Genomic DNA, 26,797 nt, shown 5'->3' with positions numbered 1-26,797 from the left:
GAAGGATCACCACCCGGCGTAAGGGCCGACTTTCGTACCGCAGGTGAGGGTTCTCGCGTACGCCCGCGCTCACCAAGGCCCGGTCAGCGGCCGTGCACCGTCCAGGGGCGCGCGGACGCTGACCGGCCGTCGGCCACGAGGCCCGCATTGCCGCGCTCGTGGCCGACGGTCACCAAACTGACGCAGTCTGACGTCCGGAGGGCGCCCCGTGCACACCGCAACACGCCGCCGCCCCGTACTGCTCGTGGGTGCCGGCACCCGTGAAATCCACCTCCACACCTTCCTGCAGATCGTCGCCGAGCATCCCGTGGTACTGGTCGACCACCCCATTCCGCTCTGGGCCCGCCCCTACCTCACCGGCGAGATCACCGCCGCCCTGGCTTGTCCCGACGAAGTCGCCACCGCGGTAGCTGAGTTCACCGCCAGCCGTCCCGTCGGCGGAGTCATCGCCTACGACCAGCGGCGTGCCGTTCTCGCGGCCCGGATGGCCCAGCAGCTGGGACTGCCCGGCAACGCACCCCAGACCATGGACGCCTGCCGCAACCCGGCGTGGACGTGCCGGCTGCTGCAAGACCACGGCGTGCCCGCGGTGCCGTCCGCCGCCGTTCACGACGAGGACAACGCAGTCGAAGCCGCCCGAGCAGTGCGCGGTCCTGTCTCCCTCACCGCAACTGCCGCGGGTGGCACGCTGATTCGGGCGGACGGTGACGACGAGGTCCGCACGGCGTACCGGACGCTCAGCCAGGCCAGCGCCGGTGAGCCGTTCGTCGCGCCGGTGACGGTCGAGGAGTTCGGACTCGACGGCCCGGAGATCGGGGTCGAGGCGGTAGTCGTCTCCCCTCAGGAGATACAGATCATCGCCGTGACCCGCTCCGACATACGGCCGGAGCTGGCTACCAGTCCGTTCGGCCACAGCGTCGACGGCGCCGACGAGCTGCTCCAGGACGACGCGCTCAGAGAGCTCATAGGCCGGGCGCTGGCCGTACTGGGCCTGTCCGTCGGCGTGGTTCAGGTGCAGGTGCGTCTGACCCGCAGCGGGCCGCACGTGGTGCAGATCAGCCCAGGCCTAGCCGACGACCTGGTGCCGCTGCTGGTGGCCCGCGCCACCGGCATCGATCTCGCCAGGACGGCGGCCCGACTGGCCACCGGCGCCTTTCCCGACATGCTCCCCACGCGGCAAAAGGCCGCCGCGGTCCGGTTCCTCTACCCCCACGCCTCGGGAGAACTGGCGCGCATCACCCCGCCCGGCCCGGCTCTGGAGAGCCAGCACTGGGTGGACCGCTTCATCCCGATGCGGGAGACCGGCGGCACGGTTCTCGGACCGCCGCGCTGCGGTGCCCAGGACCGTCTCGCGTACTGGGTGGTCACGGGCGAGGACGCAGCCCAGTGCACGGTGCAGCTCGACGCGGTCGCCGAGCACGTCTCCGCACGCATCCGACGGCCGGTGCCCAGTCCGGTCGGCGCCCCTTGACCATGCCGCTTCACATGGGGAGACGACCTGACACGTACCGCGCACTGCGCAGTCACGCTGGTCCGGTGACGCCAACGGTTGCTGGAGATGCAGCCCGCAGCTTGGTCGACGGCGCCCTCCGTGTCCAAAGCCCGCACACGGCCCCGCGCCGGCTTCTCCCTCCCCCCCCACATCACATCGTTCCAAGAGGAGGAACACCATCCCATGTCCCGCCCCACGCGCCTGCGCCAGCTGACCGTGCTCGCCATCGGCGTGACCACGGCGGTCGCCCTCACCGCATGCAGCGCCGCCTCAGGCACCGACGCGGCCGAGGATCCCAGTCCGAGCGCGAGTGCCACCCCGCAGGGCGTGGTCACAGAGCAGGCCGCCAAGCAGGTGCTCGACACCTACGAGAACGTCAACAACAAGGCGAACAGCACCCGGAACGCAAAGCTGCTGGGCACGGTCGAAGCCGGGCAGCTCTACGTGCAGGACCAGGCCGACTACGTCCAGTGGAAGACATGGCCGAAGAAGAAACAGAAGCGGTACGGATCCCCCTTCACGTACCAGAGCCGCACGTACTACATCCCCGCCGCCGGCACCGCTTCCTGGTTTGCGGTCGAGGTCACCGCCTCCTCGTCCAAGTCCCGCGGCCTGCTGTTCTTCGACAAGGTCGACGGGACCTACAAGATGGTCATGGCGTTCTACGAGGGGGACGGGGAGTCGATACCCAAAATTGCCGTCGACCGGTACGGGCTCGCCACGGTCGTCGACCCCTCGAAGCGGGTCGGCACACTCGCCCCGGACCAGCTCAGCCCCGCGTATGAGGACCTGTTCGAGACCGGAGGGACGCGGGAGGGCAAGAAGCTGACGCCCACGAAACTGACCAAGCAGGCGGTCCGGGTCTACCGGGACAGCGAGAAGAGCGGCACCGCAGAGGGCCACGCGACCAAGAAGTTCTTCGCCGAGGACCCGGCCTCCAAGAGGGTGTACGCGCTGAAGACGGCCAACGGCGCAGTCCTCGCCTCCTTCGGCACCGCGCACACCCAGGAGTCGCTGGTCAAGTCCCAGTACCGGAGCAGCTACGAGCTCATCCCCAATGAGGTGCAGTCTCTCTACAGCGCTACGAGAGGCGCTCTGATCACAGACACGTACCAGGGGCAGGTCCTCGCCGAGCTGACCCCGACGAGCGCGCGATTGACGAACTCCGAGTGGCAGCACGTGGACTCTCGATGAGCGCCCGCTGCGAGCACACCTCGCCCAGAACAGCCCGTCCGCACCGTCTGCTCCGCCCGGAGGGCCCTTGGGGAGCGGGACAAGTGAGGGACCGAACCACAGACCGGCTTTCTGTCCTCAAAGCGGCCGCCGACGTTCCGGGCTGTACTGGTGAACTCAGGTGCCGAACCGGGAAGTTGACCGGACTGCCGTGCACCGGCAGCCGGATCCGGCGGGCACGCCGCACCACGTCGCATGGGGAGACAACGTGACACGTGCACAACCACACCCGTCTGGGCCCGCCGCTGTTCGCACCCGGAAGCCCGCAACTGCCCTGCTCCTCGCAGGGAGTCTGCTGGCGCTGGCCGGTTGCAGCGACAGCGACGCGGACTCGTCACCGTCCAAGCCCAGCCGTACTCAAACGGCCGGCTCGCCGTCCCCCAGTTCCACCGCCGACGCCGAGGACACCGCTGTCATCGCGGCGTACACCAGCTCGTGGGACGCGCAGACCGAGGCCTACAAGAAGGCATCCTCCGCAGGCACCGGCCTGAAGAAGAGCACCACTCTCCAGGCCCTGGCCGACATCGAGAACGACTTGTCCGCCATGCGGCAGGCCGGACAGGTGACGACCGGGAATCCCGTCATCCACCCGAAGGTCGTCAAAGTGACCGACGCCGAGATCCCCAAGGCCACGATCGCGGACTGCGTCGACACCACGAACTGGACCCTGATCGACAAGACCTCGAAGAAGGAGGTCCCGCTGCCATCGGAGCGACTCACCAAGTACGTCAGCACCGCAACGCTGGAAAAGTGGGGGACGAAGTGGATGGTCACAAAGTTGACCGCTCAAGATCAAGCCTGCTGACCCGACGCCTCGCCGTACTCACCGGCGCCCTCGTCCTGGCCTCAGCCGGTACCGCGCAGGCCGACGACGACCCCGATGTCGATGCGGGCAAGTGCCAGGTCATCAAGTTCTGCGTCGGTGTCGGCGTCGACGACACGACCGACGGGAGTGGCGGGCAGGCGGGCGGCTCGCAGGGCGGCAGCGACAGCAAGCTGGAGTGCGAGCTGACCAAGGTCGATCCAGAGCCGCCGGCCAACCATCCGGCCTGGAACGGCGCCGATCCCAAGACGAACGACCTGTACTTCCGCAGTTGTTCGGACGGTGGTCAGAACAACACCGACGGCTTCGTCGTCGTGAGGCAGGACCAGCCCGCGCCCCAGGTGGATCCGCAGGACCTGGCGCAGCAGGCGCTCGACAAGATGCTGCTGGAAGGCCCCGACATCAACATCAACCCCAAGCCCGGTGGCAAGGGCCTGGTGGGGATGCCCGTGTGGATGGCCGTGGAGCAGTCGCAGACCACGTGGGGGCCGAACACGGCGAGCGCTTCGGCCGGCGGGGTCACGGTGACTGCCACGGCGGAGGTGTCGCAGATCGTGTGGGCGATGGGGGACGGCACCTCGGTCACCTGCACAAGTCCCGGCACGGTCTACCAGAAGTCGTACGGGCTGAAGAAGTCGCCGGACTGCGGTCACGTCTACGCCCAGCCGTCGGCTGACGCGCCGGGCGGCACGTACAAGGTCACCGCGACCTCGACCTGGGTCATCGACTGGCAGGTGAACGGTGGCGGGGCGGCCGGCCAACTGACCGAGGTCCGCAACTCCTCGGTGGCAGTGACCATCGTCGAGTCGCAGGCCGTCAATTCGTAAACGTCGCACGAGATCGAAGGGCCTGTAGGCCGATGGACACCACCAAGACCTCATTTGCGCCGCGTCACGATGCACAGCGGCAGCCCGAGCTGGCAGTCAGCACCGGCACGAAGAAACGATCAGGCCGCACGTGGTCGACGCCGGTTCTGCTGGTGCTGGTGACGCTGATCGGTGCGCTCGGTGGTGCGGTCGTCGTGGCGCGGGCCGGGGACCGCGTCGATGTCCTTGCCGTCGCGCGGGATGTCCCGGTCGGTCAGACGGTCACCGTGCAGGACGTGAAGGTCGTGTCGTTCGCGGACGATCCCGGCCTGTCCCCGATCCCCGCCAGCCAGCGGGCCTCGGTCGTGGGCCAGCGTGCAGCAGTTGACCTGCACCCCGGCGAGCTGCTGACCCGCTCGCAGCTGAGCGCGCGCGGTGGACTGGGGGACAGCGAGCAGGTGGTCGGGGTGGAACTCAAGCGGGGCTTCGTGCCACGCGAGGAGCTGCGGCCGGGCGACAAGGTGGCCGCCGTCGTCCTTCCCGCCCAGGGAGGGGACACAGGATCCACGGGGTCCGGGTCCACGGGGAGCGAGGCGCCGGAGACGATCGCGGCAACGGTGAAGTCGGTCGGCACTCCGGACTCGACCGGCGCACTGGTCGTCAACCTGGTGGTGGCGCCTGCGGACGGTCCCCTGCTGGCGACGAAGGCCGCGGCCAAGCAGATCGCTCTCGTACGGCAGCCCCGCCAGAGCGGGAGCTGACCATGGCTCTGATCGCTTTGGTGTCCGCGAAGTCGGACGGCGTGACCACAGCGGCGGCGGCCCTGGCCCTGGCCAGCCGCAGGCCGGTGCTGCTCGCCGAGCTCGACATGGCCGGCGGGACCCTGCGCCACGGGCTGCTGCGCGACGTGACACGCGGTGAGCAGCGTCTGGACGGGCACATCGGACTGCACCGGTTGCCGCAGGCTGACTGGGAACGCACCAGCGCCGAGCAGGACTTCACTCCGCAGGTCGCGTGGCAATTGTGGCCGATGGACGACAGCGACTACCGGGTCGCGCTGCCTGGGCTGATCGATCCCCGGCAGGCCGCCTCCCTGACGTCGACCTGGCCGACGCTGCTGAACGTACTGCAGCTGACAGACCAGCAGCTGGGCTGGGACGTCCTGGTCGACGGCGGGCGGATGGTCCTCGAGGGCGGCCGCCTGCACCCGGTCCTCACCCCCGCACCCGTGCTGCGCGAAGCCGACCTGGTGCTGCTGGTGGTCCGCATGACCGAGGAGTCCCAGGCACTCGCCTACCCGATGGTGCGGGCCCTGCAGATCGACCTCGCCGCGCAGGGAGCCGGTGCCCGTGCCCTGGGGCTGCTCGTGCTCGGCGAGGGCTACCGGCCCGACGAGGTCTCACGGGCCTTGGAGGCACCGGTGCTGGCCACCCTGCCGTGGGACGAGACGGCCGCCGCCTACCTGCGCACCGGCGGACGCATGCCGCGCGGGGTCACGCGCTCACGCCTGATGCGCGCCGCGCGGGACACCATGGTGCCGCTGCGCGAGCACGCCGACCGGCGGCGGCTGCACCTGCAGATGCGGCAGGTCCAGGCGGCCAACCCGGCAGTGGAGCGGATCGTCGCTCAGCTCGGGCAGCGGGGGGTGCGTCATGGCTGACCGGCGCGGCACGGGCGGCGCCAACGGACAGAACGTGGCCACCCGGTTGGGGGGCCTGTGGGCCGAGCACGCCGCTACCCGTCCACCCGCGCCACCCGAACCTCCTCCCCCTCCGGCGCCTGCCCCGGTGCCGGCACCGATCCCGGCTCCTTCAGCTCCCCCCTCCCCGGCGCCGGTGCCGCCGGGGGCAGGACCTGCCGACACTGCCACGGCTGCCGCCTTGCCCGGGGCGCTTCCCGTGCCCTGGGGGGAGATCACGAAACTGCGGCAGCAGGTCGCTGACGACGTCGACCAGGTCAAGAAGGACCGGCGCCAGGCCGGATCGCCGCTCGGCGAGAAGGACCTGGAGGAGGCTGTCCGCGCCCGGGTGCGCAGCAGAGTCGCGGAGTGGGCGCAGGCGTGGTCGCTGACGAATCCGCCGCTGCCGGGCGGGGAACTGGAGCGGCTGCGCACCGAGGTCTTCAACCTGATCTTCCTGGCAGGTGCGCTGCAGCGGGTCCTTGACCGGCCGGGCGTGGAGGACGTCCTGGTCGACGGCGAGTGGATGTACATCGACTCCCACGGCAAGCCGCGCGAACGGGTCCGCTCCCCGTTCTCCAGCAAGGCGCAGGCCGTCGAGTGGGTCAACCAGATGGCCGCGGCCTCCGGGCACGGCGAGCGGCTGCTGTCGTACGCCACCGGCAAGGTGGAGTTCGACCTGCCGGACGGCTCGCGCGTGGCGGCCACGCTGCTGACCGACGACGTGACGATCGCGATCCGCCGCCATGTGCTGGAACGGGCCACCCTCGCGGACCTGGTGGAGTGGGGCGCCGTCGACACGATCGTCGCCTCGTTCCTGTCGGCTGCGGTGAAGGCTGGCCTGTCGATCATTATCGCGGGGGATATGGCGACCGGGAAGACGACACTGATGCGGGCACTGGGCCGGGAAGTCCCCGCTCATGAACGGTTGGCGACGCTGGAGAGCGAGCCGGAGCTGCGGCTGAACTTGGACGACCCGGACCGGCACGCGCACGTGCTGGCCTTCCGCACCCGGCAGGGCAACGGCGAGAGGGACGCCACCGGGCAGGTCACGCTCGCCGACCTGGTACCCGTCTCGCTGCGCTACAAGGCCACCCGGGTCATGGTCGGCGAGGTCCGCGGCGATGAGGCCGTAGCCATGCTGGAGGCGATGATCGCAGGCGGTTCGGGCTCGATGTGCACCCTGCACGCCAAGGACCCCGAGGCCGTGGTCGACCGGCTGATGGTGCCGCTGGCCCGGGCCGGGCTCAGCGACCAGGCCTCCTACCGGCTCATCGCCGCCGCCGTCGACCTGATCGTGTACGTGGACGCGATCGACGAAACCGACCTGGGCGGCCAGGTGCACCGGTTCGTCTCCCACGTATGGGAGACGGCCGGCCGCAGCGAAGGCGGAGGCGTCGCGTTGTCGCAGATCTTCGCGCCGCGCGAGGACGCGGGCGAGGCGCGCGCTATGCCCACCCGTACGCCGATGAACGAGCGCCGGATGCGCAAGCTGGAACGCAAGGGCTTCGACCGGCGCTGGCTGATCACCTACCCGAACGGTCAATGGCGGCCGCTGCGCCAGGCGGGAGGTGCCGCGTGACCTCGTCCTACCTGTCCGCGCTCGGCATGCTCGCCGGCGCAGTGGTGACCCTGAGCCTGACCGGGATCGTCGCCGTACTGCGCGGCTGGCAGCCCGCCTCGCGCGGCTTCCGGCCCGGCCGCGTGCGGGGCAGGCTGCGGCGGGCAGCTGAGGAACTGCCGCCCGGCTGGCGGGACAACTACCGGCTGCTGCTGGCCGGGGCCGCAGGCGCGGGCACGCTGATGTGGGCGCTCACGGGATGGCCGGTGCACGGCCTGCTCGCGTTCACGGCGGTGGCCGGGCTGCCGTTCGTGCTGTACCCGGGCGGTTCCGGCCGTACGGAGGTGGCCCGGCTGGAGGCGCTCGCGGAGTGGCTGCAGCAGCTCGCCAGTGTGCGGGCCGGCGGCAAGCCGCTGGAGGCCACGATCGTGGATCTGGACACCGTTCCGGCACTGTTGCAGCGACCAGTTGGCAGGCTCGCCGACCGGCTGGCTTCCGGAATGTCGGCGCGGTGGGCGTACCGAGGCCTGGCCGACGACCTCGCCAGCCGCATCGGCGACGACATCGCCCAGCTGTTCATGGATCACGTCACCAGCCGCGGCCCCGGACTGGCTCGCGCCCTGTCCGCGCAGGCCGCCCTGGTCGCCCGGCAGGCCGCAGATCTGCGCGACATTGACGCCGAGCGCGCCAAGGCCCGCTCCGAAGCCCGAAGGGTGTCCCTGTTCGCGATCACCGTGGTCGCCGTGATCCTCGTCAACGGCTCCTACTCCGAACCGTTCGCCACCCCGCTCGGCCAGCTCGGACTGCTGGTGCTGGGCGTGCTGTTCGTCGCCTCGCTGCTGTGGCTGCGCCAGATGGCCGCGATGGAGGAAGAGCCGCGCACCCTGCTCACCGCCGAGGAACGTGCGAAGGAGAGTGAGACGGCATGAGCCTGTCCGTCCCCGGCATGCTGCTGGGCGGGCTGAGCGCACTCGGCGGCACGCTCGCGGTGCGCAGCCTGCTGCCCAAGCGGACCCCACTCGATCAGGTCCTGCGCCGCACCCACGCCCCGGCCCCGCGCACCACGTCCGCCACCACGGCGGCGAAGGGGTCCGCGCAGTGGGCGGACCGGGTCGGTGCCCGGCTGATGGAAACCGACGCGTTCGTGACCCGGCTGCCCGCCCGGGACCTGAACCTGCTGGAGATGGCCCCCGCCTCGCTGCTGGGCCGCTGCGCCCTTTACGCGCTGGGCGGGTTCCTCATCCCGCAGTGGATCATGTTCCTGCTGCGGTTGGGCGGGCTGACGCTGCCATTCGTCATCCCGGCGGCCGCCGGGGTGGGCGTCGCACTGTTCATGGTGTTCAAGTGCCTGGACGACGTCCGCGGCAAAGCCACCGACGCACGCCTTGAGTACCGCTACTACATCGCCTCCGTCCTGGAGCGCGTCGCCCTGGCCCGAAACTCCGACGCCGGCGCGGCCGAGGCACTCGCCCGCGCCGTGGAGTCAGGCGACGGACACGCCGCAGTCCGGATCCGGGACACCGTCGAGCACGCCCGCCTGGCCGGAGTCAGCCCCTGGGATGCTCTCGGCCGGCTCGGCACCGAGCTCGGCGTGCCCGACCTCGCCCGCCTGTCCGCCAGCCTGAGTCTCGCGGGCGAGGAACAGGCTGCCGTCTACGACCAGTTGGAGGCCCAGGCCGAGGTCGTCCGCCGGGGTCTGCTGGCAGACCGCAAGGAGAAGGCGAACGAGGCCACCGAGAAGATGCACGTGCCCTCGCTGGCGATCGTCTTCCTGATGGCCATCTTCCTTCTCGCGCCGGCCCTCGTGCGCGTCATTTCGTTCTGACCGCCACCCCACGGGTGCCGCCAGGTCGGCGCCGTGAACCCCTGTGGAGGAAACCCATGCACACCGTACGCACCCGCTTCTCCCGCATGCTGGACGCGCTGCGCCGGCACAGTGCCGTGCTCCGCGCCCAGGTGAAAGACCGTGGCGCCTCGGCCACCGACTGGGCCCTGATCCTGGTCGCCGGGGGCACGATGGTCGGCGTCGTGTACGCCGCAGCCAACACCAAGATCGGCGAGAAGACAGCGCAGATACTGGGCTTCTGAACATGCCAGCGACACACATACGACCATGGCGGCACCTGACAGGCCGACGGTGGTGGCGGGAGGACCGCGGCGCCACAGCCCTGGACCTGTCAATGGCCGTCCCCCTCGCGTTCCTGATGGTGTTCACCCTGATTCAGGGCGGCATCTGGTTCCACGGCCGGTCAGTGGCACACCACGCTGCCCAGCAGGCCGTGGACGCACAACGGGCCTACGACGCAGCCCCTGGCGCGGGAGCAGCGGCCGCCGCCGACTTCCTGGCCCGGATGGGCAGCTCCCTGACCGGCGCAGCCGTACACGTCAGTGACAACGGCGAGACCGTCAGCGTCTCTGTGGAAGGCAACGTGATCAACCTGGTGCCGGGATGGAGCGGGCACGTCAGCCAGAGCGTCCAGGCCCCCGTCGAGAAGTTCCGCCCATGAGCCGCCACGTGTGGCCCGGCCGGTTGGACCGTGACCGCGGCAGCGTCGCCTTGACCACGGCCATCTTCGTGCCCGTGGCGCTGATGCTGATCGGCTTGACGATCGCCTGCGGGCGGGTGGCTCTGGCCGAGGGCGCCACCGACGCTGCCGCGCGGGACGCCGCGCGCACCGCGTCGCTGGCCGTCGACCCGGCCTCCGGCGAGGCAGACGCCCGCCAGGCCGCGCAGACCAGTTTGGCCAACTCCGGCATCCACTGCGCCGACATCAGCGTCCAGTTGGACACCAGCGGTCTCGCCGCGCCGGTCGGGCAAGCCACCAGTGTGACGGCCACCGTGTCGTGCACCGCACCGCTGAGCGAACTGGCGCTGCCCGGCGTCGCCGGGTCCAAAACGCTCACCAGCACCAAGACCTCCGTCGTGGACACCTGGGCAACACGGGACGGCACATGACCAGGTGGCGTCGACGACTTCGTATCCACTCCAGCTGCCCGGACCGGGGCGGCATGGAACTGTTCTACGCGGGCACCGTGCTGATCGCGTTCCTCATCATCGGCCTTGTCATCGATGGCGGGCTGGCCCTGGACCGGATGTCGGATGCCGACTACGTCGCGCAGGAGGCTGCGCGGGCCGGTGCCCAGCAGATCGATCCGGGCCAGGCCATCACCGGTGAGGCGATCGTGGTCGACCCGGACGCCGCCCAAGCCGCCGCCCGCGCTTTCCTCAGCCGCGAGGGCGTCGACGGTGACGTCGTCATCGCCGAGGACGGGCAGAGCCTCACGGTGACCGTGCGCGACGCCTACCACCCCTACTTCGCGTCCCTGATCGGCGTCGGTGAGATGTCCGTGACGGGACACGGCACTGCCACGTTGCTTCACCAGCCCGGAGGCTGACCCCATGCCCCACTCCCCCACGCCCGTGCGCCGCCAGGACCGCTCCTGGCCACGGGCGGTCGTGCGTGGCCTGTTCGCGCTCGTCGCGCTGGCCGCTCTGGTCGTCGGCGTGCCCGCGCTGCTGCTGGCCGTCGGCACGCTGCCCGCGACGGTGCCGACGCTCGACGAGTCGCGCAAGGTGCTGCTGAGCCCGGACGATGACGGCTCGGGGCTGCTGACCACAATGACCGTGGCGGCGTGGATCGCGTGGCTGTGGCTGGTGATCCCCGTCCTGATCGAGGTCGTCGCCGTCATGGCCCGGCGTACGACACCGCGGCTTCCGGGCATGGCGACCGGACAGCGTCTGGCCGGGTTCCTGCTGGGCAGCATCCTGCTGGCCTCCCCCGCTGCCGCGGCCAGCGCCGCCACCCCAGCGGTCGCCGCCACCGCGCCCCACACGCCAGCGACCGACCACGCGACGAGCAGCCCCCAGAGCACCCCCGCCCCAACCGCGGCCGCAGAGAGGACGGCGCCGACCGGGAACGTCCGGGAGTTCACCGTGGGGGCGGAGGACACCACCTGGTGGGAACTGGCCGAGCAGCTGCTGGGGGACGGCACTCGCTACACCGAACTGCAGCGCCTCAACCCCGAAGTGCCCACCACGGCCACGGTGATTCCGCAGGGCACGACCCTGCGCGTGCCCGCACACGCCGAGGTGAACAGTGAGGCACCCGAGACGGGCATCCGCACTCAACTCGCCTCCAGCACGCACGACGCTCCCGACGAGGGTGGGGACGGCGATGTGGTCACCGTGGAGCCCGGCGACTCCCTTTCGGAGATCGCGGCCGAGGAGCTCCATGACGGCAGTAAGTGGCCGCAGTTGTTCGAGGCCAGCCGGGGCACGGCGCAGCCAGACGGCCTGCCGAAGATCACGGACCCGAACATGATCTACCCGGGTCAGCAGGTCACCATGCCCACGGCGGCATCCGAGCGACCCGAGCTTCCCCGCGAGGACACAGAGGACGGCTCCGGGGCCAAGCGCTCCACTCCCCCAGCTCCGGACGACACCGAGCGGGAGCCGGATGCCGACACAGAAGTTGGCGAGCCGACGGCTCCCAGTCAGTCCGCCACCTCGGGAACGGAGACTCCTGCTCCCAGCGAGTCGAGCCGTCCGGCCGAGCAGCCCGGGCATGGCCAGGGTGCCACGCCCACCGGACCTTCGACCGGCAACAGCGCGCCGTCCGCACCCGAATCGGGCGAGCCGTCGATATCGGACACGCCCACGACGCCGGCGTCCGAGAGACCCGCATCGTCGCCCGCGGGTCAAGTGCTGCAGCTGCGGATGGTGCTGGGCGCCGGTGCGTTGCTGGCAGCGGCCGTGACCGGTGCGCTCGCCACGCGCCGCATGCTGCAGCGCCGTCGCCGCAAGCCCGGTGAGACGATCGCGATCGCCTCGGAGACCTCGTCGGCCGAGGCGCAGTTGGCGGCCGCCGCCGAGCCCAACGGGTCGGCCCGACTGGATGTGGCCCTGCGGACGATGGCCTACCAACTGGAGGACGAAGCCGGCCTGCCCGGGCTGCGGTCCGCACGGATCGGGGCCCGGTCGCTGGAGGTTCTGCCCGAGGACCTCGAGTTGGAGCCGCCGGTGCCGTTCACGGCGGGCCGCGCTGGTTGGTGGGTGCTGCCGGGGGACGCCGAGTTCCTGGACGAGGAGGCCGCCCGTGAGGTGCTGGCACCGTATCCGGGGCTGGTGACCCTGGGAAGCACCGAGGACGGTGACCTCCTGCTGGTGAACTTGGCCCAGTTGCCCGCGCTGTTGCTCGACGGCGATCCGACACGCATCGCAGAAGTGTGCACGTCGCTCGCGGTGGAGATCGGGATGAGCCCGTGGGGCGGCGTGGTCGAGGTCGTCGCCGTCGGGTTCGGTGAGGACCTGCCGCGGCTGCTGCCGACCTCTCGGATCATGCACATGCGAGAGGCCGTGCACGCCCTGCGGGATCTCTCCGAGCGTCTGCTGGAGGTGCACCAGATGCCGGAGACCAGCCACCATCCCTATCTGCTGCTGTGCGCCGCCTCTCTCGATGGGGACACGGCGTGGCAGTTCGCCGATGTCATCGACAAGGCCCGGATTCCGGTCACGCTGGTCGCCCCGGCGGCCGCGGCCGCCGCGCACTTTCCCGATGCCGAGCTCCTCAACGCCGAGCTCGACGAGCCGCAGCAACTCGACTACGCCGGCACCGAGATCACGGTGCAGCGTCTTGGGCACGCCGCGTACCAGCAGATCGCCACGGCGCTCGCCGTGTCCGGGCAGCCCGCCGCACCGGCCGAGGGGCCGTGGGAGGAGATTCCGGACGAGCCCGAGATGACGTCCCCGCCGGCTGTGGCAGAGCCCGATGACCACGTCACCGGCACCGACACATTTGCCGCCAACGACTCCTCCGGCGCAACGGTCGCGACGGTGACGGTGCACACCAGCGACAGCGACGACGACAGCGATGTGTTCCCGGCCCTGCTGGCCGCCTCCGCAGACCCGGCCGGGCTCCGCCTCCTGCCCTCCGCGCCGCCTCACGGGCAGGACAATCCCGACGAGGACCAGGCGCTCGCCGTTGCCCCCACAGAGGAGGAACCGGACGTCCAACTCCCGGAGCCGGAGAACGGCGAGGGTGCAGAGGAGCCGGAGGTACACGACCTGCATGCCCCGGAGATCCGTGTCCTGGGCCCGGTCGAGGTGGACGGCGTGGTCGCCTCAGGTCACGGCCCCCGGATCGCGCAGCTCGCCGCTTTGCTCTACTTCCGGCCCGGTCGCTCCGCCGATGCGCTGTGCACCGACATGGACCCGCTCGCCCCGTGGAGTTCGAGCACCCTCAACGCCCGGCTGCGAGGGCTGCGCAGCGCTCTGGGTAATGATCCGGCCGGCAACGCGTACGTTCCGCGCCGTCGCACCGGCGACGACCCGTACATGCTGTCCGACAGCGTCCAGTGCGACTGGACCCGGTTCACCCGGCTCGCCGAGCGTGCCCTGCCGCAAGGCCCGGCCGGGCTGTCCGACCTGGAGCGAGCCCTCGGCCTGGTGCGGGGCCGACCGTTCGGGACCCGACCGCTGCCGTGGGCCGTGCCCTACCAGCAGGAAATGATCATCCGGATCATCGACGTCGCCCACACTGTCGCCACCTACCGCACCCCCGCCGGTCCCCTGCACGACCTCTCCGCGGCCCGGCAGGCCATCGCGACCGGACTCGACGTCGACGACACCTCCGAGCTGCTGTACCGGGACTGGATGCGCATCGAGCACGCGGCCGGCAGCCGATCCGGCCTGTACGCCGCCATCACGCGCCTTCAGCAGGTCAACGCCTGCATGGACTGCTCCCCGGAGCCGGAGACCGAACAGCTCATCCACGACCTACTCGGCAGAACCGACCTGGGACACCGGCAGAGCCCATGAGCAGCTTTCAGACCACATCATCCGGCCACCGGATCACGCATCAGTTCACGGCGGCCACCTCCGCAGTTCGCCCGCCGCATACCACTGTGGCACCAGCCGCCGCGGAATCCGTCCCACACCGCCACGACGGCGCCTCCGTCCTGACCGGCAGGCAACGCCGGCTCATCGGCGTGGTCGTCACCGGTGCCGTCGTCATCGCCGGTATCGGCTTCGCGGGGTCGTACGCGGCCGTCCGTGAACTCGCCCTCAAAAAGGGCTTCGGGGACTTCAGTTACGTCTTCCCGATCGGCATCGACGCGGGCATCTGCGTCCTGCTGGCCCTGGACCTGCTCCTGACCTGGATCAGGATCCCCTTCCCCCTCCTCCGCCAGACGGCCTGGCTGCTGACGGCGGCAACGATCGCGTTCAACGGCGCGGCGGCCTGGCCGGACCCCCTCGGCGTCGGCATGCACGCCGTCATCCCCATCCTGTTCGTGGTCGCGGTCGAGGCCGCCCGCCACGCGACCGGCCGCATCGCCGACATCACGGCCGACAAGCACATGGAAGGCGTCCGCCTCACCCGCTGGCTCCTGTCCCCGGTCCCCACGTTCCTGCTGTGGCGCCGCATGAGACTCTGGGAACTCCGCTCCTACGACCAGGTCATCAAGCTGGAGCAGGAACGTCTCGTCTACCAGGCCGGCCTCCGCTCCCGCTACGGCCGCGCCTGGCGCCGCAAGGCCCCGGTCGAGTCCCTCATGCCCCTGCGCCTGGCCAAGTACGGGGTCCCGCTGGCGGAGACGGCCCCAGCGGGTCTGGCAGCGGCGGGCATCGAACCGGCCCTGCAAGCTTCTGCGCCCGCGCCAGACCCCGCCACCAACCAACCCGTAGCTGACGCACCTGCGGACCATCTCGGAACAGCAGGCATCACAGCAGCGCGGACACAGTCATCCGCCCCGGGAACATCAGGCGCCACAGCACTTCACAGCGAGCAACGTCTTCCTTCCACCCCCCGAATCCCCGACCAGCCACAGCACAGGCAGAACCCCCCACAGGAGGCGAACGCACACTTCACCGATCCTCACCAGCAGACCCTCCTCCACGAAACCGGCCACGCCCGCTCCGACCCGCAAGAACAGCACGACCAGAGCCACGAAGACCGTGCACACCAGCCGGACGAGCACCCCTCCATAGCGCGTAACGCCGCCGCTCTCTCGCCGGGAAAGGAAGACCCTGCCTCACCAGGCGAACGGCCCCGGCCCCACACCCCCACGACGACCGAACCGCAAACGACCACGACAACCCCAGCGGACCCATCCCACAGCGGCCCCTTGCAGCCGACCACCCCGCCACAGCAAACAGCACGCCAGACACCCACACACAACAACTATCTCGCGGGCATCGGCATATCCGATAAATCGACAGTGATCACCCAACCCGTCACCAATGAAGAACAGCCACAGCCCACCGAGAAACCAGAAAAACACCACGACGGCTTCATACAGCAACACGACACTTGCACAGCCCGCGAACATGAGCACACCACCCCACCCACTGCCTCCGCGCACATTCCCCCCACCGAGCAGAGCCCCGAACCCCGCCCGCATGAAGAACCACACCCCCACACCCCAGACCTAACAAGCCATCAAAACCACGAAACACCCCAGGCTCGCCAACTGACCCCAGTCGACCACTACTACCTGGCCTGGCACGACTTCCAGCAACAACACGGAAAAGAACCAGACGGCACCGAACTCTCGGCCCACCTCGCCAGACGAGGAATCCTCGATCCAAAAAGCCAGCCGGTCAAACCCAAAGCACTCGCCCGCTACTTCCACAAATTCCGCATCTACACCACCTGGGCCCAGCACCGAGCCACCACACTCACCCCGCCACTCGACCAGATCATCGAAGACCTCGCCCAACGCGGCATCACAGCCCAATACAACAAACCCCTCCGCACACCAGACCTAGCAAAACACCTCCCCGACTTCGAACGCCGCTGGCAAACGCTCACCCACCACACCGCAACCACACACCCGGCTCAGGCGGCCGCGCGCACCAGCAGCGCGTCGAGCTGAGCCGCGGTGGCCTCGGGATCTGTCGTGTGGTGGATGGTGCGAATCCCGAGCGCTTCTGCCGGCGGAAGGTTCTGAATGTGATCGTCGACGAACACGCACTCCGGTCCGGTCAGTCCCAGCGCGGTCAGCGCTCGCTGGTAGATGGCAGGCGACGGCTTCCGCACGCCTTCCAGTTCGGACAGGATCACCGCGTCGAACGCGTCCTGCCACATGCCGAGCGCCTCGTATGGGTTGTAGGGCTCCAGGCCGAAGCTGTTCGAGAGCATCGCCACCTTCACCCCCGCTGCACGCGCCCGGTCGACGGCCGCCACGATGGCCGGCTCAGGCCGAAGGTTGGCCAGGGCCCGACGCATGAGGTCAGTGGGGTCGACACCGAGGATTCCGCCGATGACCTTGTTCCAGTCCTCCTGGGTGGCCTTGCCGACTTCGAGGGCGGAGTACACGCGTACGCCCTCGGGGTTCTCTTCGAGGGCGTGGAAGTAGGTGCCCGGCGTGAGTCCTTCGGAGCGTTCGAAGGCCTGGCCGTTGAGCCGCATCTGTGTGGTGAGGACTCCGCCGAAGTCGAGGATCAGGCCGCGGTAGGAGGAGGACAAGGGGGACACTCCTTGCGAGACGCGCGTCGTACGGCGGTCCCCCACCGGGTTCGGCGGGGACCTTTGTGTGCCCTCCCGCAGGGGGAGAGACAGCCAGTATCCCCCTTCCGGGCGCCAACGGGCCTACGCTGCTTGTGAGTGCCCAACCCCACCGCGGAGAACAGGTCAATCCATGTTAAAGACAAGAGAGTTGTTCACAACCGGACAGAGGGTCAAGTACTACCGTGAGCGCCGTGGCATGTCGCAAAGGCACCTCGGGGAGTTGATCGGCCGCTCGGAGAACTGGGTCTACAAGGTAGAGCACGAGCAGATCCCGATCGACAAACTCTCGCTGCTCCTTGATCTCAGGCGGGTGCTTCGCTGTGACCTCGAAGACCTGATGGGCTGCGGTTTCCTCTCGGGCGTCAGCACCGGCCTGGACACGGAGCACGAGCACGTTCCTGAGATCCGGAGCGCTCTGTCGCTGCCCTCGTCGCTCCTGCCCAGCACTGTGGGACCGGTGAGCGTTCAGGACTTCACTGCGTCCGTCGACGACGCGTGGAAGATCTACGAGATGCAGGCCGTGGACCGGTATCAGCATGTGGGTGCCCGCCTGCCCCAGCTTCTCCGCCAGGGCCACGCGGCCCTCCGCGACGCCAGGGGTGACGAGGAGCAGGTGGCGCTGCGTCAGCTCATCAGCCTCTACGGCCTCCACCAGATCTGGCTGCGCCGTGTCGGTGAGCCGACTCTCGCCCGTATCGCCGCCGACCGCGGCCTGTCGCTCGCCGACAGCACCGGAGACCCGGCCCTCATGGCGGCCGCCGCCTGGAACCTCTCCTGCGTCCTCACGTCCGCCGGTGAGGTGCACGACAGTGTGGAGCTCGCGCGCCAGACAATCGCGAACTACGCCCCGACCGATGACTCCTCAACCGAGCACTGGTCGGCGTACGGGGCCCTGCACCTACAGGCGGCCGTCGCTGCCGTCCGCGCGACGAAAGGGCCCGTCGCCTGGGACTTGTACCGCGGTGCGAAGGCCGCAGCCCAGCGAGTGGGCGGAGATCGAAACGACTGGCACGCGTGCTTCGGTCCGGCGAACGTGGCCATGCACGAGGTGCACCTGACCGCCGAGGAGGGCAACGCGGGCGAGGCCCTGCGCCTGGCCGACACCGTCGAGATCGACCCGAACTTGCCGCTGGAGCGCCGCACGCGGTACTTGATCGAGGTCATGAACTGCAACCGGATTCAGCGCGACGACTACGCCACGGTGCACGTGTTGAGCAAGCTCAAGGAGCAGTCGCCGGAAGAGATCATGTTCTCCCCACTGGTCAGGGAAGCGGTCACGGATCTCCTCAAGCGTGAGAAGCCCTTGTTCCGGGACGACTTGCGTTCAGTGGCCACCCACATCGGAATCGCAGCCTGACCCTGAACGCCGAGCTTCGCCCCTGAACTCCAGTCAGCCCTGATTCGGATTCAGGGGTGATCTTGGTAAATGGCCCTACGTTGTTGCGTCATGACGAAGGGTCACCGCCCGGATGAGTCCTCCGCTGCGTCCTTACCCGCAATGCGAGTCGAGCGCGCGGAGGGTCGACCGGTACACCTCACGCAGGCCGGCAGGATCGCCGTACCGCTCGCCCTGATACGAGGCTCCGAGCCCGTCGAAGACGTCGCGCTCGTGCTCCCGGCCGAGCAGATGGAAGCCTTCTACGAGGAAATCGGCGCGATCCTCTACAAACACCGGTCTGCCAACTCGGCCCCGGCGGCGGAGGCGGCGTCATGACCGCCCCGCACCGTACGGCAGACGACCGTGTCAGGCGCCTCACGCTCGCCGATGCAGCCGCGGCACCCCTCCCTGCCCCGCCGACCGTGCCCCTCATGCGCCGCCCCCCGAGCAGTCGACGCGCGGCGCTGGTCGCCTCGATCTCCCAGCCGGATGACGGGGGACAGCCGAGATGACCACAACCAGCCTGGCGCAGCAGATCACCGTCTTCGTCGACAGCATCTCCGTCATCGAGTGGCCACGCGAGCCGTCTCGTGCCTGCGGCGACGCAGGGCCGCACGAACCTCTGTGCGTTCCCAAGAACCACCAAGCCCGTCTCGGCAGGCTGCGCCGTGCGGCAATGGATGCGGCGGTCCGCCGGGAAGGCGCTCGCTACCAGGTGGTGGTCTACGCGGTTGTCCCCGCTGGGGACGACCCTGCCGCCGCTTTGGAGCTCGCGGAGGCTTACGCCCGGGAACGGGACTGGTGCGTCATCGACCGACTCGTCGACGAGCCGGGCAACTCCCGGCCCTGGGCGCGTGAAGAGTGGCGACGAGTCCTGAAGGCCCTCCGAGGCGGCTTCGCCCAGGGGGTGGTGACCATTGACCGATCGGCCGTGTCGCTCGCTGACGAGCCGTACGAGCAGACCCTGCACTGGCTGCTCGATCACTTCAGCTTCGTCGCCCATGTGCGCCCCCGTCCCCTCGCCACGGCGTCATCGCCCCAATGACCGCTGCCCGTCGTCCCGCCTGTCCCGAAGGAACCCACCTGATGCCGCCCACCGCTAGTGCACCATCGTCGCTCGCTCAACCTGTGCACGACCGAAGAGGCGAGCAAGAGAGGACGAGCCACATGTGTCGGCACGCACCCTTCTGCCCCGCTGCTGACGCCGCCGACCATGACGCGGCTGCGGTCGTCGTCCGGCATGACGAACAGGGCTGGGCGCTGCTGTGTAACGGCGTCGTTCACTTCGACGACACCGGCGAACTCCTGCCCGACGGCCGGATCGTTCCGCCGCACCGACCTTCCCCCGCAGGCGTGACCGCATGAACGGGCCCCGGACCCGTGCCCGTTCCACGCTCGCGACGTCGTGTCCCTGCACGGCTGTACCCCCGTCAACTTTGGTGAACTCGCGGCGACCGCCACGGCGTAGATGTCCGTCCGGCGGGTCCGGCTGCTGCCAAAGCCCGGGCCGTCGGACGGCGCAATCCTCCGGCGTGGGGATGCCTGGCCAACGTGCCTCCCCTCCTCGTAGGGCACGTCGGAACGTCCCCGCGCTGGGCTCTCCACCCCTTCCGCCCCGAACTGGAGAAATGCTTTGCTGACTGCCCCGACATACCGCAGCGTCGAAGGCGCCTGGCTCGCCCTGCTGCATCTCGCGAGCAAGGAGAACGAGCACCACATCGATGCGCGCGGCAACGCCGGCCGCGAGGTGATCGGCGTGGGTTTCCGGCTTCCCGACCCGCGGCAGCGTCTGCCCTATCTGGCCGAACGCAAGGTCAATCCGGTCTTCCAGTTCGCCGAGTCGCTCTGGTACCTCGCCGGCCGCCGTGACCTGGAGATGATTGTCTACTACGCCCCGTCCATGCGTAACAGCTCGGCCGACGGGGTCCACCTCGGCGGGTCCGCGTACGGCTACACCCTCTTCAATGCGGCCGAGGGCGACAAGTTGTCGCCGTACGACCAGGTAGTGGGGCTGCTGCTGAACGAGACCGACAGCAAGCGCGGCTACCTGCCCGTGTTCTCGGCGAAGGAGCTGGCCGACCGCGCCAATCCGGACGTGGCGTGCCTGGCCGGCCTTCATCTGCTGCCACGCGGCGGGCGGCTGCACATGGTGTGCAACATGCGGGCGAACGATCTCGACTGTGGTCTTCTGTCCGACGTGTTCTCGTTCACGATGATCCAGGAGTACGCGGCCATCCAGCTCGGCCTGAAACTCGGCACGTATACGCACTTCATCGGCTCGGCACACGTCAACGACTGCAACGCGGACCGTGTCCGCCGAGTCCTTGATGAGGCCAGCCGGCGCCCGGCCCCGACGACGTTCCTGTTCCCCGCGATGCCGGAGAGCACCACCGCGGCGACCATCACGCACGTCCTGGAGCACGAAGAGGCACTGCGCACGAACCAGATCCGCTACAACGCCGAACACATCCAGGGCCTGAGCCTTGAGCCGTACTGGCAGCAGGTGGTGATGCTGTTCGAGCTGTACCGGCAGATTCAGCACGACCAGACCACGGCCGTCGACCCGGATCTCCTGGCCGCGCTCGACCCGGGCCTGCGCTGGCTCATGGAACGCAAGTGGCCGGCCTGCACAGCTGCTACGGCCGGAGATGCCCAGTGACCGGGAAGCCGAAGAGCGGCGCCGTGGTGGAGGGCGTCGACTTCGATCGCTGGGCGGTGATCCTGTGCAAGCCGGACGCCGTGGCGCGCGGCCTGGTCAACCGAATCCTGGGGATGATCTCCGACGCGGGCATCGCAGTCTCGGACCGCATGGACCTGGTCGCCCAGCCGTGGCAAGCGCACGTCGTCTACCGGGACATGCTCGCCGACACCGGCCGCCACCGCCTGCGCGATCTGCCCTCCTACATTGACGCCGCGTACGCGGGCCAGAAGGTCACCGTCGCCCTGGCGCACGGCGAACCCGGTGTGCACGCCCGGCTGCGCCAACTCATCGGCCACACCGATCCGACCCGGGCGGTGCCCGGCACGATCCGCGGCGACCTCGGTGACGACAGCCTCGCCGTTGCCCAGGCCGAGAGGCGCCTCGTACGCAACCTCGTGCACACCAGCGACGATCCGCCCGGGGCACGCCGGGAGTACGGCACTTGGTACGGGCCCGGCCGTCACCTGCACGTCTCCGATTTCGACCGGTGCTCGGTGATCCTGTGCAAGCCGGACGCGGTGGAACGCGGCCTGGTGGACGCCGTACTCACGCGGATCGCCACCGCCAGCGTCACCGTCACCAACCGCATCGACGTCACCGTGCAGCCGTGGCAGGCCCACGTGCACTACTGGGACCTCCTCGTAGACGCCGACTGGTTCCCTGACCGGGACATCCCCGCTTGCCTGGACGACGCGTACGCGGGCAAGCCGGTCACGGTCGCCCTCGCGTACGGCGAGCCGGGCATCCACGCCCGACTGCGCCAGCTCATCGGGCACTTCGACCCGCCCCGGGCGGTCGCCGGCACGATCCGCTGTGACTACGGCAACGACAGCCTTGAAGCCGCCCTCGCGCAGAAGCGCCTCGTGCACAACCTCGTCCACACCTCGGACGACCCGGACGCCGCCCGCCGCGACTTCGGTACCTGGTTCGGCGCCGCCCGCCGTCTGCTGCTCACCTCCCCGTCCGGCGTGCCGCTCCAGCCCACGCACGCCGACCGCTGACCACCCCCAGCCCCTGGAGGATCCCGTGACTGCTCCCACCATGGCTCGCCGTCGCCTACTGCCGCTCCTGACCCCCGAGCAGATCAGTGAACTCAGGCCCGATCTCGCCGAGGTGATCGAGTACCGCAAGTCGGGCCTGTCGCTGAACCACATCGTCGGTTGTCCGCTGGAGTGCGGCTACTGCGTCCGTCACCTGTTCGACAACTTCGCCATGAAGACCCCGAGGCGGCTGATGAGCGACGAGGACGCGGTCGCCCAGCTCGTCAACCACCCGTACTTCCGGCCCCACAAGACACCGATCCAGCTCCTGAACCGTGCTACCGACCCGATGCTTCCGTTGGTCAAGCCGCACGTCTTCTCGGTGCTGCGGCAGCTCGACGAGCAGGGCCTGACCAACCACGTCCTGGTCATCACCCGGTGGCGGGTGAGCGCCGAGGACTGCGCCGTCCTCAACTCCTTCAAGAACCTGCGGCTGACGATCCTCGTCACCCACTCCGGCATAGACAGCCCGGCCATCGAGCCGGTGAACTCCGCCATCGCCGCCAACAGCTTGTGCATGCTCTACGAGCACGCCGAGCGCTACCGGGTGGTCCTTTACTGGCGGCCGATCGTGCCGGGCCTCAACGACTCCGCCGGGCACATCGAGCGGGCCCGGGAACTGTCCCTGCACGCCCACGCCACCGTGTTCACAGGCCTGTTCTTCCGGGACGAGATCGCCGCCTACTACCAAGAGCTCGGCCTGCCGATGCCCTACGAGGACACAGCCCGGCGGAAGATCATGCCGGAACAGTCGGAGCAGCGAATCCTGGACGCCTTCGACTCAGCGCAGCTCCCCCGAGGAGCACCGTGGGGGACGCTGTTCCGCAAGACGAGCTGCGCGGTCGCCTACGCCCACGGGGAGGCCGACTACAACGGCCACTACGGGGTGCGGGAGTTGTGCGACATCTGCCCGCCCGCGCAGGTCGCCCTGTGCGCACAGGCGTGGTCCAAACCCGATCTGGAAGAGGTCACCCACGAGGCACGAGCCCTGGGGGCGGTCGGCGACGTTGAGGTCAACGACCGTGCCATCGTCGTGGAGGGACTGGATGAGCCGCCCCGCTACTTCCTTCAGCACGGGTTCGGCTACCAGTGCCACGACCGCACCAAGCCCCACCTCTACCGCCAGCACGGCCGGGCCCCCATCGGCTGGGAGGCGGAGAACGGACCCCACACCCCATGAACTTCGCCTCTTGGCCCGCGCTGCTCGTCGTCGACGTCGAAGGCAACGGAACCAACCCGCCTGATCTCGTCGAGGTCGCCGCGCTGCCCATCCGGGACGGCCGTCCCGACAAGAGCACCGCGAGGGCGTGGCTGACCCGCCCGAACCGCCCCATCACGCCCTACGCGACGAAGGTGCACGGCCTGTCCAACCAAGACCTGGCCAACAAGCCCGCGTGGGCGGAGATCGCGCAGGAGGTGCACGGCTTCCTCAGCACGGCGTGGATCTGCGCGCACAACGCGCACACCGACTACCGGGTGATGACAGCCCATCTGCCGACATGGAAGCCCGCCGGGGTGTTGGACACCCTCCGCCTGGCCAGGGCCACGTTCCCGGGCCTGGGCCGCTACAGCCTGGACGCCCTCATCGAGCACGTGCAGCCCGACCTGAGCGAGGCCCCCGCACAGCGGCACCGGGCCACGTTCGACGCCTTCGCCACGGCGCAGCTCCTCATCGCCATGGCCGCCCGCTGTGAGACCTGGGACCAGCTGGTCGCCGCGGCCGTGCCGCCCGGCCTGCCCGGCGCCCCCGAACCAGACAAGGACCCCACCCTGTGGTGACTCCCGTCCAGCCCATCCGCATTGGCGTGCTCGGCACCCACTCCACCAGCAAGACGACGCTCTGCAAGCGCATAGAGATGGAGCTGCGCGGCCACTGCGTCACCGTGGCGCGCACCGGCCGACTCGCCAAGCGCGCCGCCGCAGCCGGCCTGCCGAAGATGCAGCACCACACCGCGCAGTCCACCGAGTGGATCATCACGCAGGGCATCGCCGACGCGATCGGCGCGGCCGCCCAAGGCGCTGAAGTCGTCCTCGTCGACCGGGCCGCCCACGACGCCATCGCCTACTTCCACGCCGCGCTGGAGTACCGGAACGAAGCCCCGCCTCGCCTGGAACGCGAACGCCTGCGCGTGCTCGCCTCCACCCAGCTGCCCAAGTACGACCTGCTGTTCGCGACCGTGCTCGACGAGGACATGCCCGTCGACACCAGCCACGACTACGACGCCCGCTACCGCCGCCTCGTCGACCAGCACGTGCACCGCCTCCTGGACGAGGACGACATTGTCCACAGGCGCGTCACCAGCGACCCCGACAGCCAGGCCCACGCGGTCGACGTCGCTGTCCAGCTGTGCCTGAAGGAGGCCCTCGTATGACGCCCGCACCGCCCGCAGGCACCATCACCATCGCCGGAAAGACCGTGTCCCGGCTCGGCTTCGGCACCATGCGCCTGACCGGCCCCGGCACCTGGGGCGACCCCACGGACCGCGACACCGCGCTCGGCGTCCTCCGCCAGGCCGTGCACACCCACGGCATCAGTCACATCGACACCGCCGACGCGTACGGCCCCCACACCGTCGAGGACCTGATCCGCGAGGCCCTCTACCCGTACCCGGAACACGTGCTGATCGCCACGAAGGTCGGCCTGCTGCGCCCCGCCCCGGGTCAGTGGGTACCCCTCGGCAGCCCCTTCTACCTGCGGTCAAGCGTCGAGGCGAGCCTGCGCCGCCTGAAGGCCGACCGGCTGGAGCTGTGCTACTTGCACCGCATCGATCCCGAAGTCTCGCTCGACGACCAGATCGCCGTCATGCAGTCTCTGCAAGACGAGGGCAAGGTCGGGCACATCGGCTTGTCGAAGGTGACGCCCGAGGACATCCGCCGGGTGGGCAAGGACCTGGCTATCGCCGCGGTGCAGAACGTCCTCAACTCCACCGACAGCTACGACCCGGCCGTGGAGCTCTGCCAGGAACTCAACATCCCCTACGTGGCGTACAGGCCGCTCGGCGCCGGCAACTTGGCTCGTGGGAACGGGCCGCTCGCGCCACTGCACTGGCTCCTCGATCATGGCCCCCACATTGCGCCCATCCCCAGCACCAGTCAGCCCCGTCATCTCGACGAGATCGTGGCCGCAGCGCAAGGCCGCCCGGCCTGATGCCAGCCACGGCCGCGATACTCACCCAACGCAGTCGCGCCGCCTGCGAGAACTGGCGGCCGCCGGTGGTCGGCGTTGCTCTTCTGGTGCCGGTCGGAGCCGATTGCCTCGCCGTCGCCGACCTGCGCGGCATACTCATGCTGCCCGTGGGCGGGGTGTACGGCGGGCAGACGCTGGAGCAAGCCGCCCAACGTGTCCTGTCCGGCGCCCCGGACGGGCCGCCGCTGCTGCGTCGCGTTGCCGTGGACTGGGTGCAGATGCGGCGCAGGAAGGTCGTCACGCATGTGCTAGCCGCCGCGCCGATGACTCGCGAGGCCGTCGCAGCGCTGGCCTATCGCGACCCCCGCGCCACCGTGCGCGTCATGCCGACCTCGCAGCTCATCGACCGGGTGTGGCCGAAGGCGCGACTTCGGATCCTGGTGGGGCTACAGGCCCTCGCCACCGGAGAGACAGCCAGCATCGAAGCAGGCGTCGTACGCGCCGGTATCCCAGCGGACCTCACCTCATAGGAATCTGGGGCGCGTCACTGCGGCACTTGGGCGGGCACCTCCGTCCGATAGATGATCTTGCCGCTGTTCTGCTGAGCTCCCCGGGTCGCGTAGAAGGCAAGGGCAGCGGGGTTGTCTGCGTCGGCAGTCCACTCCAGGCGCGAGCAGCCCGCCGCGGCGGCGGCCTGGACGGTGTCCAACAGTTGGGTGCCGACTCCGCGCCGACGGTACTGCTCCCTCACGAACAGTTCCTTGAGGTAGAGGGGAGACGTCAGCGCCCGCAGCGGGCCGCAGTCGGCTGTAGGAAGCGAATCCGAGTGCCTCGCCGTCATCGTCACGCGCGATCAAGACAGTGGCCACAGGACGCGGGCCGAGAAGGGCGGCCCGGATCTGCTCCGGGTCGCCGGGAATGTTCTCGCCTCCGTAGTACGCCTCGACCTCACCCAGCATCCGCGACAGGACGTTGATGTCCGCCTCCGCTGCTGCCTCGATCTTCACAGCCGCCCCTTTCAGGCAGAGCCAACGCCTCGTGCAGCGACCGGACTTCCGCCGACCCCTGTGGAGCAATTGTCAAGACCTGTGGATGGGAGCTGTGCCGACCCAGCGGTGGTAGGCGTCTACGTCGACGTTGCTGCCGCACACGATGGTGACAACGTGTCGGCCGGCGAAGCGGTCGCGGTCTTCGAGGATCGCCGCGATGCCGAGCGCGGCCGAAGGTTCGACGACGAGGCCGGCGTGGTCGAGGAGCATCCGCATACCGGCGGTGATCGACGGCTCCTGGACCAGGACGGCGTCGTCGGCGACCAGGAGGAGGTCGTCCAGGACGGCCGGGATGGGACGCCGGCCGGCGACGCCGTCAGCGATGGTGTTGGTCGAGTCGGTGGTGACGACACGCCGCTGGCGCCACGAGTGTGTCATCGCCGGTGCGCCCAGCGGCTGG

Annotated in this window: 29 protein-coding genes; 26 read left to right on the top strand and 3 right to left on the bottom strand. The window is 69.5% G+C overall.

The annotated features are described in order from the left end of the window. Positions 1-208 precede the first annotated feature (208 nt). The 15 genes from ACWD3C_RS29300 (at position 209) to ACWD3C_RS29230 (ending at position 16,467) form a co-directional block, all read left to right on the top strand. Positions 209-1,471, top strand: coding sequence for an ATP-grasp domain-containing protein (locus ACWD3C_RS29300; RefSeq protein ID WP_451149110.1), 1,263 nt, complete (start codon positions 209-211; stop codon positions 1,469-1,471). Between the two features lie 204 nt (positions 1,472-1,675). Continuing rightward, positions 1,676-2,686 (top strand): hypothetical protein, encoded by a 1,011-nt coding sequence (locus ACWD3C_RS29295; RefSeq protein ID WP_451149108.1) that lies wholly within the window; start codon positions 1,676-1,678, stop codon positions 2,684-2,686. A gap of 247 nt (positions 2,687-2,933) precedes the next feature. Beyond that, the gene (locus ACWD3C_RS29290) at positions 2,934-3,530 is read left to right on the top strand and encodes a hypothetical protein (RefSeq protein ID WP_451149106.1); all 597 of its coding nucleotides are present in this window, start codon (positions 2,934-2,936) and stop codon (positions 3,528-3,530) included. Continuing rightward, positions 3,476-4,375, top strand: coding sequence for an ATP/GTP-binding protein (locus ACWD3C_RS29285; RefSeq protein ID WP_451149104.1), 900 nt, complete (start codon positions 3,476-3,478; stop codon positions 4,373-4,375). Before ACWD3C_RS29290 ends, ACWD3C_RS29285 begins: the two co-directional genes overlap by 55 nt. A gap of 32 nt (positions 4,376-4,407) precedes the next feature. After that, positions 4,408-5,115, top strand: a complete 708-nt coding sequence (locus ACWD3C_RS29280; protein WP_451149102.1) for an SAF domain-containing protein — start codon at positions 4,408-4,410, stop codon at positions 5,113-5,115. A gap of 2 nt (positions 5,116-5,117) precedes the next feature. Next, complete coding sequence (locus ACWD3C_RS29275; RefSeq protein ID WP_451149100.1) at positions 5,118-6,014, top strand: hypothetical protein; 897 nt, start codon at positions 5,118-5,120, stop codon at positions 6,012-6,014. Positions 6,015-6,252: 238 nt separating this feature from the next. Further along, positions 6,253-7,614, top strand: a complete 1,362-nt coding sequence (locus tag ACWD3C_RS29270; RefSeq protein WP_451149098.1) for a CpaF family protein — start codon at positions 6,253-6,255, stop codon at positions 7,612-7,614. After that, the gene (locus tag ACWD3C_RS29265; RefSeq protein WP_451149096.1) at positions 7,611-8,522 is read left to right on the top strand and encodes a type II secretion system F family protein; all 912 of its coding nucleotides are present in this window, start codon (positions 7,611-7,613) and stop codon (positions 8,520-8,522) included. The genes ACWD3C_RS29270 and ACWD3C_RS29265 overlap by 4 nt, the downstream gene beginning before the upstream one ends. Next, positions 8,519-9,418 (top strand): type II secretion system F family protein, encoded by a 900-nt coding sequence (locus tag ACWD3C_RS29260; protein WP_451149094.1) that lies wholly within the window; start codon positions 8,519-8,521, stop codon positions 9,416-9,418. Before ACWD3C_RS29265 ends, ACWD3C_RS29260 begins: the two co-directional genes overlap by 4 nt. A 56-nt stretch (positions 9,419-9,474) precedes the next feature. Then, positions 9,475-9,681: a hypothetical protein gene (locus tag ACWD3C_RS29255; protein WP_451149092.1), complete on the top strand. Its 207-nt coding sequence runs from the start codon at positions 9,475-9,477 to the stop codon at positions 9,679-9,681. A gap of 2 nt (positions 9,682-9,683) precedes the next feature. Further along, positions 9,684-10,100: a TadE/TadG family type IV pilus assembly protein gene (locus tag ACWD3C_RS29250; RefSeq protein ID WP_451149090.1), complete on the top strand. Its 417-nt coding sequence runs from the start codon at positions 9,684-9,686 to the stop codon at positions 10,098-10,100. Next, positions 10,097-10,549: a pilus assembly protein gene (locus ACWD3C_RS29245; protein ID WP_451149088.1), complete on the top strand. Its 453-nt coding sequence runs from the start codon at positions 10,097-10,099 to the stop codon at positions 10,547-10,549. Before ACWD3C_RS29250 ends, ACWD3C_RS29245 begins: the two co-directional genes overlap by 4 nt. After that, positions 10,546-10,989, top strand: a complete 444-nt coding sequence (locus ACWD3C_RS29240; RefSeq protein ID WP_451149086.1) for a pilus assembly protein TadG-related protein — start codon at positions 10,546-10,548, stop codon at positions 10,987-10,989. Before ACWD3C_RS29245 ends, ACWD3C_RS29240 begins: the two co-directional genes overlap by 4 nt. A gap of 4 nt (positions 10,990-10,993) precedes the next feature. Then, the gene (locus ACWD3C_RS29235; RefSeq protein WP_451149084.1) at positions 10,994-14,410 is read left to right on the top strand and encodes a LysM peptidoglycan-binding domain-containing protein; all 3,417 of its coding nucleotides are present in this window, start codon (positions 10,994-10,996) and stop codon (positions 14,408-14,410) included. Next, the gene (locus ACWD3C_RS29230; protein ID WP_451149082.1) at positions 14,407-16,467 is read left to right on the top strand and encodes a DUF2637 domain-containing protein; all 2,061 of its coding nucleotides are present in this window, start codon (positions 14,407-14,409) and stop codon (positions 16,465-16,467) included. Before ACWD3C_RS29235 ends, ACWD3C_RS29230 begins: the two co-directional genes overlap by 4 nt. Here the strand turns inward: ACWD3C_RS29230 and ACWD3C_RS29225 are convergent. After that, positions 16,431-17,060, bottom strand: a complete 630-nt coding sequence (locus ACWD3C_RS29225) for an HAD-IA family hydrolase (protein ID WP_451149080.1) — start codon at positions 17,058-17,060, stop codon at positions 16,431-16,433. The two genes, ACWD3C_RS29230 and ACWD3C_RS29225, sit on opposite strands and share 37 nt — an antisense overlap. Positions 17,061-17,232: 172 nt before the next feature. Between ACWD3C_RS29225 and ACWD3C_RS29220 the strand changes: the two genes are divergently transcribed. From ACWD3C_RS29220 to ACWD3C_RS29170, 11 genes are all read left to right on the top strand, one after another. Further along, the gene (locus tag ACWD3C_RS29220; RefSeq protein ID WP_451149078.1) at positions 17,233-18,459 is read left to right on the top strand and encodes a helix-turn-helix domain-containing protein; all 1,227 of its coding nucleotides are present in this window, start codon (positions 17,233-17,235) and stop codon (positions 18,457-18,459) included. Positions 18,460-18,600: 141 nt separating this feature from the next. Next, a complete protein-coding gene (locus ACWD3C_RS29215) occupies positions 18,601-18,816 on the top strand; it encodes a hypothetical protein (protein WP_451149076.1) in 216 nt (71 codons plus the stop codon). 172 nt (positions 18,817-18,988) lie between these two features. Then, complete coding sequence (locus ACWD3C_RS29210) at positions 18,989-19,525, top strand: hypothetical protein (protein WP_451149074.1); 537 nt, start codon at positions 18,989-18,991, stop codon at positions 19,523-19,525. A gap of 122 nt (positions 19,526-19,647) precedes the next feature. Continuing rightward, positions 19,648-19,845 carry a DUF5999 family protein gene (locus tag ACWD3C_RS29205; protein WP_451149072.1) on the top strand — a complete coding sequence of 66 codons (198 nt, stop codon included), beginning with the start codon at positions 19,648-19,650 and terminating at the stop codon, positions 19,843-19,845. Between the two features lie 268 nt (positions 19,846-20,113). Next, complete coding sequence (locus ACWD3C_RS29200) at positions 20,114-21,139, top strand: thymidylate synthase (RefSeq protein ID WP_451149070.1); 1,026 nt, start codon at positions 20,114-20,116, stop codon at positions 21,137-21,139. Continuing rightward, positions 21,136-22,182 (top strand): nucleoside-diphosphate kinase, encoded by a 1,047-nt coding sequence (locus ACWD3C_RS29195; protein WP_451149069.1) that lies wholly within the window; start codon positions 21,136-21,138, stop codon positions 22,180-22,182. The genes ACWD3C_RS29200 and ACWD3C_RS29195 overlap by 4 nt, the downstream gene beginning before the upstream one ends. 25 nt (positions 22,183-22,207) lie before the next feature. Beyond that, entirely contained in the window at positions 22,208-23,401 is a 1,194-nt protein-coding gene (locus tag ACWD3C_RS29190) for a radical SAM protein (RefSeq protein ID WP_451149067.1), read from the top strand. After that, entirely contained in the window at positions 23,398-24,000 is a 603-nt protein-coding gene (locus ACWD3C_RS29185) for a 3'-5' exonuclease (RefSeq protein WP_451149065.1), read from the top strand. Before ACWD3C_RS29190 ends, ACWD3C_RS29185 begins: the two co-directional genes overlap by 4 nt. Further along, complete coding sequence (locus ACWD3C_RS29180) at positions 23,994-24,593, top strand: AAA family ATPase (protein ID WP_451149063.1); 600 nt, start codon at positions 23,994-23,996, stop codon at positions 24,591-24,593. Before ACWD3C_RS29185 ends, ACWD3C_RS29180 begins: the two co-directional genes overlap by 7 nt. Next, positions 24,590-25,369, top strand: a complete 780-nt coding sequence (locus ACWD3C_RS29175; RefSeq protein WP_451149061.1) for an aldo/keto reductase — start codon at positions 24,590-24,592, stop codon at positions 25,367-25,369. Before ACWD3C_RS29180 ends, ACWD3C_RS29175 begins: the two co-directional genes overlap by 4 nt. Next, positions 25,369-25,878: a hypothetical protein gene (locus ACWD3C_RS29170; RefSeq protein ID WP_451149059.1), complete on the top strand. Its 510-nt coding sequence runs from the start codon at positions 25,369-25,371 to the stop codon at positions 25,876-25,878. The genes ACWD3C_RS29175 and ACWD3C_RS29170 overlap by 1 nt, the downstream gene beginning before the upstream one ends. A 14-nt stretch (positions 25,879-25,892) precedes the next feature. Here the strand turns inward: ACWD3C_RS29170 and ACWD3C_RS29165 are convergent, their stop codons facing one another. Both ACWD3C_RS29165 and ACWD3C_RS29160 read right to left on the bottom strand, forming a co-directional pair. Continuing rightward, positions 25,893-26,099, bottom strand: a complete 207-nt coding sequence (locus ACWD3C_RS29165; RefSeq protein WP_451149057.1) for an N-acetyltransferase family protein — start codon at positions 26,097-26,099, stop codon at positions 25,893-25,895. A gap of 328 nt (positions 26,100-26,427) precedes the next feature. Continuing rightward, on the bottom strand, positions 26,428-26,797 hold a 370-nt coding region (locus ACWD3C_RS29160), incomplete at its 5' end, for a pyridoxal-phosphate dependent enzyme (protein ID WP_451149055.1).

It is taken from the genome of Streptomyces sp. NPDC002845 (genome assembly GCF_053591955.1).
Note: the sequence above shows the minus strand (reverse complement) of the source record. Positions and strands in the feature narration are given on the sequence as shown.